The organism is Promicromonospora kroppenstedtii DSM 19349 (genome assembly GCF_000515355.1).
GTDB classification, from domain to species: domain Bacteria; phylum Actinomycetota; class Actinomycetes; order Actinomycetales; family Cellulomonadaceae; genus Promicromonospora; species Promicromonospora kroppenstedtii.
In genome coordinates this window covers 19,092-28,990 of sequence record NZ_KI911697.1, presented here as the reverse complement: position 1 = coordinate 28,990, position 9,899 = coordinate 19,092, and the positions used below count along the sequence as shown (strand labels likewise).

The following is a 9,899-nucleotide window of genomic DNA, read 5'->3' as shown; positions in this document are numbered from 1 at the left end:
GGCCGCCCGGGGCGGTGCGGCGACGCCGAGGGCGGCGGCCGAGCCGAGCACCGCCGAGCCCAGGAGCAGGCTGCGCCGGTCGAGCAGGAGCTTTCGGTCCGTATCCATGGTGACTCCCGTCCGGCCCGGTGGGTCGCCGCGCTCCGGTGCGCGGCGGTGCGGTTGCCGCCCGGGCCATTCGGGGTCGAATCTCGGGCCTGCGCGGTGCGGGGGTCAACGGTGATGATGCGACCTATCAGCCCCGGACGCGTTCACCTCGCGGCCATTGCCCGGCCACCGACACGTCGTAGCGTCACGGCCGCACACGTTCCGAGCCGGGGAGAAGACCGATGTCATCCGCACCTGTACGCCCTCGACGCCTGCTGGCCGCCGTCGCCATGGGCGCGACGATCGCCGCGCTGACCACCGCGCCGTCGGCCGCCGCCACGACCGCACCGCCCGCAGAGCCGAAGCCCGAGGTGGCCGGCGTCAGCGAGCTCGACGTGCTCACCTTCAACGTGTGGCACGGCGGCACGCAGATCGACGACGGGGCCCGCGAGATCGCCGACGTCCTGCTGGAGACCGACGCCGACGTGACGTTCCTGCCCGAGCAGGGTGACGCCCCGCGCCAGGTCGCCGCGCTGCTCGGGTACGACCACGTGATCGCGACCGACACCGGCATCGTCTCGCGCTACCCGATCCTGGAGACCAGCACCGTGGACCGCTGGTGGACCAAGGCCGTGCTCGACGTGAACGGCACCGAGGTCGTGGCCTACGGCGGCCACCTGGAGTACCGCTGGTACGCGACGTACCTGCCGCGCGGCTACGGCGGCGCCGTCCAGGGCGACTGGCCCGCCGGCTGGGACACGTGGGACAAGCTGCCCGGCGGCCCCGTCACCGACGTGGAGGCGATCCTCGAGGCCAACCGGCAGTCCGGCCGCCCGGCCACGGCCGCCGCGCTCGTCGCCGACGTCCGGGCCGAGCGTGCGGCGGGCCGCATCGCCGTCGTCGGCGGGGACTTCAACGAGCCGTCCGTGCAGGACTGGACCGAGGAGACCGCCGACCTGCAGGACCACAACGGCCTGGTGATCCCGTGGCAGTCCACGCAGACGCTGCTCGACGGCGGCCTGGTCGACGCCTTCCGCGAGGTCCACCCCGACCCGGTCGCGAACCCGGGCGTCACGTGGCCGTCGGACAACCCGCTGTTCCCGACGACGGACCTGACCTGGGCGCCCGAGGCCGACGAGCGCGACCGTATCGACTACGTCTTCGTGACGCCCGACGAGCGGGTGTCGATCGACGGGGCGGCCGTGGTCGGACCGCAGTCGACGATCGTCCGGAACGAGCGGGTCGACGACGACAGCGCCGACCAGATCATCACGCCGGACGCCGTCTGGCCCTCGGACCACAAGGCCGTGCTCGCCTCGTTCAGCGTGTGCGACGAAGGGTGCGCCCCGACGGCCCCTGCCTGGGACGCCTCGGCGGTCTACACCGCGGGCGACGAGATCTCGTACGAGGGGTCGACCTGGCGCGCGGCCTGGTGGACGCGCGGCCAGGAGCCGGGCGCGCCGTACGGCCCGTGGCAGGAGATCGTGGAGCGGGACGGCGTCGCGGGGTGGACGCCGTCGCGCATCTTCGAGGCCGGGTCCGTGGCCGTGCTCGACGGCCGGACGTACGAGGCGAAGTGGTGGACGCGCAACGAGAAGCCGGGCGCGCCGTGGGGTCCTTGGGCGGCTCAGGGGTAGGCATCTTTCGGCGACAAAATTGTCAACAAGATTGTTGATGGACTACGGTGCCGGGACACGCCTCATGGAGGAGGAGCGCAGTGACCGCCACCGACGGCCCGTCCCACCGCCGTGCCCGCACCGCGGGCTCGCAGACCGCAGTACCCGCGCTCGTCATGCGGGGCGGCACGTCGCGGGGCCTGTTCCTCGACGCCCGCACCCTGCCCGCCGACACCGCCGCGCGTGACGCGGTGCTGCTGGCGGCCATGGGCTCACCCGACCCCCGCCAGATCGACGGCCTGGGCGGCGCGCATCCCCTGACCAGCAAGGTGGGGATCGTGTCGCCCGGGTCCGCCGACGTCGACGTCGAGTGGACGTTCGCGCAGCTCCAGCCGGACTCCGACGCCGTGGACACCACGCCGAACTGCGGCAACATGCTGGCCGCGGTGCTGCCGTTCGCGATCGAGACCGGCATCCTCGTGCCCGACGGCGACACCACCACGGCCTCGGTGCTGACCCGCAACACCGGCGCGGTCGCGAACATCACCGTGCCCACGCCCCGGGGCCCCGACGGCGTCCGGCACGTCGAGTACGCGGGCGACGCCCGGATCGACGGCGTGCCGGGTTCCGCCGCGCCGGTGGACATCGCGTTCCTCGACACCGCAGGCGCCGTGGCCGGCAGCCTGCTGCCCACCGGGAACGTGCGCGACACCGTCACCGTGCCGGGCCTGGGCGACGTCGAGGTGACCCTCATCGACAACGGCCAGCCGCTCGTCGTCGTGCGGGCGGACCGCCTCGGCGCGCGCGGCGACGAGACCCCCGCCGAGATCGACGGCGACGCCGACCTGCGCGACCGCGTCGAGCGCCTGCGCCTGGTCTGCGGCCAGGCCATGGGCCTCGGCGACGTCACCGCGAAGAACTATCCCAAGATGACGCTCGTATCGGCGCCCCGGGCGGGCGGGGGCATCGCCACCCGCTCGCTCATCCCGCGCGTGGCCCACCAGTCCATCGGCGTACTGGCCGCGGTCACCGTCGCGACGGCATGCGTGCTGCCCGGGAGCGTGGCGCACGACGTCGCCGTCGTGCCCGATGCGGCGCCCGACGGCGCCCGCGAGGTCACCGTCTCCGTGGAGCACCCGTCGGGCGAGTTCTCCGTGACGCTCGGGCTCGAGGCCGGCGACCCGCCCGCCGTCGTCCGCTCCGCGCTGCTGCGCACCGCTCGCCTGCTCATGACGGGCGAGGTGCTCGTGCCGCGCGCCGTCTGGGACCCGACCACCGACCCGACCGAAGACCGCCCCGAGGACCAGAACGAGGAGGCCACCGCGTGATCATCGACGTGCACGGCCACTACACGACCGCCCCCGAACCGCTCGGCGCCTGGCGTGACGCGCAGGTCGCCGCCCTGGCCGACCCGGGCCTGGCCCCCGACCCCGCCGGGCCGCGGATCAGCGACGACCAGATCCGCGAGACCCTGCAGGCGCACCAGCTCAGGCAGATGGACGAGCGTGGCATCGACGTCACCGTCTTCTCGCCCCGCGCGTCGTTCATGGCCCACCACGTGGGCGACCTCACGACGTCCACCGCCTGGGCGCGGATCTGCAACGACCTGTGCGCTCGCGTGGCCGGGCTCTACCCCGACCGGTTCGCGCCCGGTGCCATGCTGCCGCAGTCGCCCGGCGCCGACCCGGCGACGTCGGTCCCCGAGATCGAGCGAGCCGTGACCGAGCTGGGCGCTGTGACCGTGAACCTCAACCCGGACCCGTCCGGCGGGCACTGGACCGCGCCGCCCCTGACCGACCGGTCCTGGTACCCCGTCTACGAGAAGCTGGTCGAGCTCGACGTGCCCGCGATGGTGCACGTCTCCACGAGCTGCAACCCCGCCTTCCACACCACCGGTGCCCATTACCTCAACGCCGACACCACCGTGTTCATGCAGCTGCTGCAGGGCGACCTGTTCGCCGACTTTCCGGACCTGCGGCTCGTGATCCCGCACGGCGGGGGAGCGGTGCCCTACCACTGGGGCCGGTTCCGCGGCCTCGCCCAGGCCCTGGGCAAGCCGGAGCCCGAAGGGATGCTCGGTACCAACGTCTTCTTCGACACCTGCGTCTACCACCAGCCCGGCGCCGACCTGCTGCTCGACGTGATCCCGCGCGACGGTGTGCTGTTCGCCTCCGAGATGATCGGCGCCGTGCGCGGCATCGACCCGCGCACCGGCCACCACTTCGACGACACCCGGCGCTATGTCGAGGCCCACGCCGGGACCAGGGGCCTGGACGCCGCCGCCGTGCGCGCCCTGTTCGAGACCAACGCCCGGCGCGCCTACCCGCTGCTCGACAAGCGCCTGACCGAGAGGGGGCTGACCCGTGTCTGAGCTCGGAGTCGTCCACACCCAGATCCACCGCGCCGACCCTGCCGCCGTCGAGGCGCTGTCGCGGTTCGGCGTAGCGACCGTCCACGAGGCCCTGGGCCGCCTCGGCCTGATGCGCCCTTACCTCCGTCCCGTCTACGAGGGCGCCGCGATGTGCGGCACCGCCGTCACGGTGCTGCTCCAGCCCGGCGACAACTGGATGCTGCACGTCGCCGCCGAGCAGGTGCGCCCCGGCGACGTCGTCGTGGCCGCCTGCACCACCGAGAACGAGGACGGGTTCTTCGGCGACCTGCTCGCCACCTCGATGCAGGCCCGCGGCGCCCGCGGCCTGGTGATCGACGGCGGCTGCCGAGACGTCGACGCCCTGCGCGCCATGGGCTTTCCCGTGTTCTCCCGCGCGATCAACGCCAAGGGCACGGTCAAGGCCACGCTCGGCTCGGTCAACGTGCCGGTCGTGTGCGCCAACGCGCTGGTCACCCCCGGTGACGTGATCGTGGCGGACGCTGACGGCGTCGTCGTGGTGCCCGCCGCCCGGGCCGCCGAGGTGGCCGAGGCCGCCCGGCGGCGCGAGGAGAACGAGACCGCCAAGCGCGAGCGGTTCGCCGCCGGCGAGCTCGGCCTCGACCTGTACGACATGCGCCCACGGCTGGCCGAGCTCGGCCTGACCTACACGAACTGACCCATACCCACTGAGGACGCACCATGACCGACGATGACGTCACCCCGGGCTGGCTGCACTGGTACCAGGGCCCGACGAAGCCAGTCTTCACGCTGCCCGACGGCGCCGTGGACGCCCACTGCCACGTGTTCGGGCCGGCGGCGCAGTTCCCGTTCGCGCCCGAGCGCAAGTACACGCCCGTCGACGCCTCCGCCCAGCAGCTCTTCGACCTGCGCGACCACCTGGGTGTGAGCCGCAACGTCATCGTGCAGGCCACCTGCCACGGCGCGGACAACAGCGCGCTGGTCGACGCGCTGGAACGCTCCGAGGGGCGGGCCCGCGGCGTCGCCACCGTGCGGGCCGACGTCACCGACGAGGAGCTGCGGCGCCTGCACGAAGCCGGGGTGCGCGGCGTGCGGTTCAACTTCGTCAGGCGGCTGGTCGACGCCGTCCCCACGGCGGCGCTGGAGACCATCGCGGCGAGGATCGCGCCGCTGGGCTGGCACGTGGTGATCTACTTCGAGGCCGCCGACCTGCCGGACCTCCAGGACTTCTTCGCCGCGCTGCCCGTGCCGCTCGTGGTGGACCACATGGGCCGGCCCGACGTCACCAAGGACGCGGGTGGCCCCGAGTTCGCACGGTTCCTCGACTTCGTGGCGGCGAACGACGTCTGGGTCAAGGTCTCCTGTCCGGAACGCCTCACCGTGACCGGCGCCCCCGCCCTGGACGGCGAGCGCCATGCCTACGCCGACGTCGTGCCGTTCGCCCGCAAGGTCGTCGAGCGGTTCCCCGACCGCGTGCTGTGGGGCACCGACTGGCCGCACCCCAACCCCAAGGACCACATGCCCGACGACGGGCTGCTCGTGGACCACATCCCGCACATAGCACCGACCCCCGAGCTGCGGCAGGCGCTGCTCGTGGACAACCCCCTGCGCCTGTACTGGCCGACGGAGGCCTGAGCCGACCCCGGGCGACGACGCCCGAGGAACCAGAAGGAGACCCCCTTGCAGACCCGGACCAACGCGGCCAACCGGATCGACCGGTTGCCGATCTCGAAGTTCCACAAGACCACGATGGTCGCCCTTGCCTTCACCTACTTCTTCGAGTTCGCGGACATCAACACGTTCGCGATCACCGCCCCCGTCATCCGCGAGCAGTGGGGCGCGAGCGTCAACCACGTCGCGTACGTGACGTCCCTGTCCTTCGTCGGCATGTTCATCGGGTCGATCGTGGCCGGCGGGCTCGCCGACCGGCTCGGCCGCAAGCGCACCCTGGTGGGGACCACGGTGTGGTTCTCGGTGTGGTCGTTCGCGACGATCTTCGCCTGGGACATCTTCTCGATGGGGCTGTTCCGCGTCATGACCAGCGCGGGCCTGTCCGCGATGACGGTCGTGGCCGTGGTCTACATCAACGAGCTGTTCCCGAAGGCCGTGCGTGGCAAGTACCAGGCGTACGTGATCATGATCGGCATCTGCGGGACGCCCGCGACCAACCTGATCGCGTCGTTCGTGGTGCCGATCAACGACTGGTCGTGGCGGCTGGTCTACCTGTGGGGCTCGCTCGGCGTGCTGTTCCTGTTCTTCGTGCGCAAGCTCGCTGAGTCGCCGCAGTGGCTGGAGTCCCGCGGCCGCCACGACGAGGCCGACGCCGTGCTGCGGGACCTGGAGGCCCAGGCGACCGCCCAGCACGGCACGTTGCCCGACGCCGTCGTGCCCGTGGAGAGCGGGCCAGCCGCGAAGGCGGGCCTGGCGATGCTCAAGGACAAGAAGTTCCTCTACCCGACCGTCCTGCTGTCGGTGCTGTGGATCACCCAGACCATCGGGTTCTTCGGGTTCTCGTCGTGGGCGCCCACGCTGCTGGCCGCCGAGGGGATCAGCGTCGAGGACTCGATCTTCTTCGTCGCGCTGACCACGGTGGGCGCGCCGCTGGGCTCGTTCCTGGCCGCGCAGGTTACCGACCGGTTCGAGCGCAAGTGGTGCCTGGTGGTGTTCGGCGTGATCATCGCGGCGTCGGGCCTGATGTACGGCCTGACCTTCACGCCGGTGCTGATCGTCGTGTTCGGGTTCCTGGTCAACCTGTTCGAGCGCGGCTACACGGCCCTGGCCTACGCCTACTCGCCCGAGCTGTACGACACGAAGGGTCGGTCGCTCGGCACGTCGATCTCGTACGGGCTGGGGCGGCTGTCCAACGCCGTCGGGCCGCTGATCATCGCGGGGCTGTACAGCGGGCACGGGTACCAGACCGTCTTCTACTTCATCGCGGGCACGTGGGTGGTGGGGGCGCTGGCCCTGGCGATCTTCGGTCCCGCCACCCGCAAGGCCCGCCTGGCGGCACAGGCGGCGACCCCGGAGGTGGAGGCGGCCGGCCGCTGACCTGGCCGGTCCTGGTCCGCGGCACCCTCCGGGGGTGCCGCGGACCACGGCTTTCCCCCGGTAGGGTGCTCATATTGTTGACAATCGCTTCGCGCCCGGGGGTGGCGGACGACGACGTGAGAGGGACGTGATGGTGGACGACACCCAGGTGCGGGACGAGCTGCGAGCGGCGATCCTGCGGGGTGACTTCGCACCGCGTCAGCGGCTGGTCGAGGCGGACCTGTGCGAGCAGTTCGGGGCACGGCGCTTCGCCGTGCGGGCGGCCCTGCAGGACCTCGTGGCCGAGGGGCTGGTCGAGCGCCAGCAGAACCGTGGGGCCCGGATCCGCGAGATCAGCCTGGACGAGGCGATCGAGATCAGCGAGATCCGCCGCGTCGTCGAAGGGCTGGTCGCGGCGCGTGCCGCCGAGCGGCTCACGGCCGCCGACGCGAAGCGGCTGACGGGGATCGGCCGCCGGATGCGCGAGGCCGTGGACGGCGGCGAGGCGGCCGTGTACAGCGACCTCAACGCCGAGCTGCACTCCACGCTGCGCGAGATCGCCCGGCACGAGACCGCCAACCGGATCGTGGCGCAGCTGCACGGGCAGATGGTGCGCCACCAGTTCGCGCTCTCGCGCGTGCCCGGCCGGTCGGCGGTCTCGCTGGCTCAGCACGAGGCGGTCATCGAGGCCGTCGTCGCGCGCGACCCCGATGCCGCCGAGGCGGCGATGCGGGCGCACATCACGTCCGTCATCGAGGTGCTGCGCTCGCTGGGCTGAGTCGCCGGACCAGCCTGCAGCGGCATGAGCACGCCGAACAGCCCGGGCACGGTCCCCAGCACGTGCTCCGCGAACACCTGGAAGTACCCCGGCACGGTGTCGTAGCCCGTCCACGCCGTCCAGGGCGAAGGTCCGGGACGCCTCGTCGTATGCGACGACATCGATCTCGGTGTGACACCCTCGAACGTCCGTGGCCCGCCGGCGACGTCGTCGAACCCAGGCAGGCCGGCCCGCGGACGCGGGAGTCTTGCAGAGGCGTAAGAACTCGACCGGGCCTCGCGCGGTTACGCTGCCGAGCATGGCAGCACAGGTCGAGGTCATGGTCGTCGAGGACGACGAGACGGTCCTGGCCGTGGTGACCGACTACCTGGGCGGGCGCGGCTACGCCGTCACCGCCCACCGCGACGGGCTCGTCGCGCGGGACGCCCTACGGACCGCGCGCCCCGACGTGCTGGTCCTGGACCGGATGCTGCCCGGGGTCAGCGGGGACGAGCTGTGCCGGCAGGTCCGGTCGGCGGCCCCCCGGACGCCGATCATCATGCTCACCGCCCTGGACGCCGTCGAGCAGCGGATCGACGGGCTGGAGCACGGCGCCGACGACTACATCGCCAAGCCGTTCGCGCTGCGGGAGCTGCAGCTGCGCATCGACGCCCTGGTGCGGCGCAGCCGCGCGGTGCACGTCTCGCCGACGCCGTTCACGCTGGGGCCCTTCCGCGTGGATCCCGCGCACCGCCGCATCTGGGCGACGGGCACCGAGATGACCCTGACCGCCCGGGAGTACGAGCTGTTCCTCTTCCTGCTGCAGAACCCGGACCGCATCCTGACCCGCGACGACATCCTGCGCGAGGTGTGGGGCTGGAGCTTCGGCGAGGAGTCCACGGTGACCGTCCACGTGCGACGGCTCCGCGAGAAGATCGAGCCGGAGCCCCGTTACCCGCGCTACCTGCTCACCGAGTGGGGCCGCGGCTACCGCTTCACCGTGGGGGCCGCCGCATGATGCTCACCGCCGGTGACCTGCTGCTCATCCTCGCCACCGCCGCCGTGTGCACCGCGGTGACCACGGTGCTCGCGCTCCTGGTCCTGCGCCACCGCCGGGAGCGCTCTGTCACCGCGCCGTTCGTCGTCCTGGTGGTCGCCGCGATCGCCTCCATCGTCTGCTCGACCGTGGCGGTCTCCGCCCTGATGTACCTGTCCCTGCACGACCTGCAGGTGATGCTGTGGGTGGTCGGGCTGTCGGCACTGCTGAGCCTCGCCGCGACGCTCGTCGCCGCGCGGGCCGTGAGCCGGTCGTTCGCCCGGCTCGGGCAGGCGGTGGAGCGCGTCGGAAACGGCGTCGTCGTCGGTCCGGAGGTCTACGCGGGCAAGGAGCTCGCCGACCTCTCCGCCCAGCTCGCCGTCGCCTCCGAGCGGCTCGCCGCGGCCCGCGCGGAGATCGAGCAGCTCGACGCCGCGCGCCGGCAGTTCTTCGCCTGGGTCTCGCACGACCTGCGGACGCCGCTCACCGGGGTCAGCGCCCTCGCGGAGGCGCTGGACGACGGCGCCGTCGCCGACCCGGCCGACTACGTGCGGCGCATCCGGGCCCAGGTCGGGACGATGAACCGGCTGGTCGACGACCTGTTCGCGCTGTCGCAGATCCAGAGCGGGGCGCTGCGGCTGCGCCCGGAGGACATCGAGCTGCTGGACGTCGTGTCCGACGCCGTCGCCGACGTCCACCAGCTCGCCGTCGCGAAGGAGATCCGCATCGAGCACGCGGGCGTCGAGGGCCGGATGCTGCGCGCCGACCCGCACGAGCTGACGCGGGTCGTGGTGAACCTCCTGACCAACAGCATCCGCCATGCCCCGCACGGCTCCGAGATCCTGGTCTCCGCAGACCGGGCCGGCGACCGGCTGGTGCTCTCCGTGCTCGACCAGGGCAGCGGGGTCGACAGCGAGGACCTCACGCGGATGTTCGAGGTCGGCTGGCGGGCCAGCGCCGCCCGCACGCCGGACGTGCGGCCCGTCGCAGGGTCGCCCGGCGCGGGGCTCGGGCTGGCCATCGTCC

Annotated in this window: 9 protein-coding genes; all 9 read left to right on the top strand. The window is 72.5% G+C overall.

The window, feature by feature from the left end; translation table 11 throughout:
- Positions 1-329 precede the first annotated feature (329 nt).
- A complete protein-coding gene (locus PROKR_RS18125; RefSeq protein WP_157602213.1) occupies positions 330-1,724 on the top strand; it encodes a carbohydrate-binding protein in 1,395 nt (464 codons plus the stop codon).
- An 80-nt stretch (positions 1,725-1,804) separates the two neighbouring features.
- Positions 1,805-3,031, top strand: a complete 1,227-nt coding sequence (locus tag PROKR_RS18120) for a 4-oxalomesaconate tautomerase (protein WP_036965405.1) — start codon at positions 1,805-1,807, stop codon at positions 3,029-3,031.
- On the top strand, positions 3,028-4,074 hold the full coding sequence (locus PROKR_RS18115; RefSeq protein WP_036965403.1) for an amidohydrolase family protein: 1,047 nt from the start codon (positions 3,028-3,030) through the stop codon (positions 4,072-4,074). Before PROKR_RS18120 ends, PROKR_RS18115 begins: the two co-directional genes overlap by 4 nt.
- Positions 4,067-4,750, top strand: a complete 684-nt coding sequence (gene ligK, locus PROKR_RS18110) for a 4-carboxy-4-hydroxy-2-oxoadipate aldolase/oxaloacetate decarboxylase (protein ID WP_036965401.1) — start codon at positions 4,067-4,069, stop codon at positions 4,748-4,750. The genes PROKR_RS18115 and ligK overlap by 8 nt, the downstream gene beginning before the upstream one ends.
- 23 nt (positions 4,751-4,773) lie before the next feature.
- Positions 4,774-5,688, top strand: coding sequence for an amidohydrolase family protein (locus tag PROKR_RS18105; RefSeq protein WP_036965399.1), 915 nt, complete (start codon positions 4,774-4,776; stop codon positions 5,686-5,688).
- Positions 5,689-5,733: 45 nt separating this feature from the next.
- Positions 5,734-7,101, top strand: a complete 1,368-nt coding sequence (locus tag PROKR_RS18100) for an MFS transporter (RefSeq protein WP_036965397.1) — start codon at positions 5,734-5,736, stop codon at positions 7,099-7,101.
- Between the two features lie 130 nt (positions 7,102-7,231).
- Positions 7,232-7,858, top strand: a complete 627-nt coding sequence (locus PROKR_RS18095; RefSeq protein WP_036965395.1) for a GntR family transcriptional regulator — start codon at positions 7,232-7,234, stop codon at positions 7,856-7,858.
- Between the two features lie 298 nt (positions 7,859-8,156).
- A complete protein-coding gene (locus tag PROKR_RS18090) occupies positions 8,157-8,855 on the top strand; it encodes a response regulator transcription factor (protein WP_036965393.1) in 699 nt (232 codons plus the stop codon).
- The coding region (locus tag PROKR_RS18085; protein ID WP_051433117.1) for a sensor histidine kinase at positions 8,852-9,899 on the top strand (1,048 nt) is incomplete at its 3' end. The genes PROKR_RS18090 and PROKR_RS18085, both read left to right, overlap by 4 nt.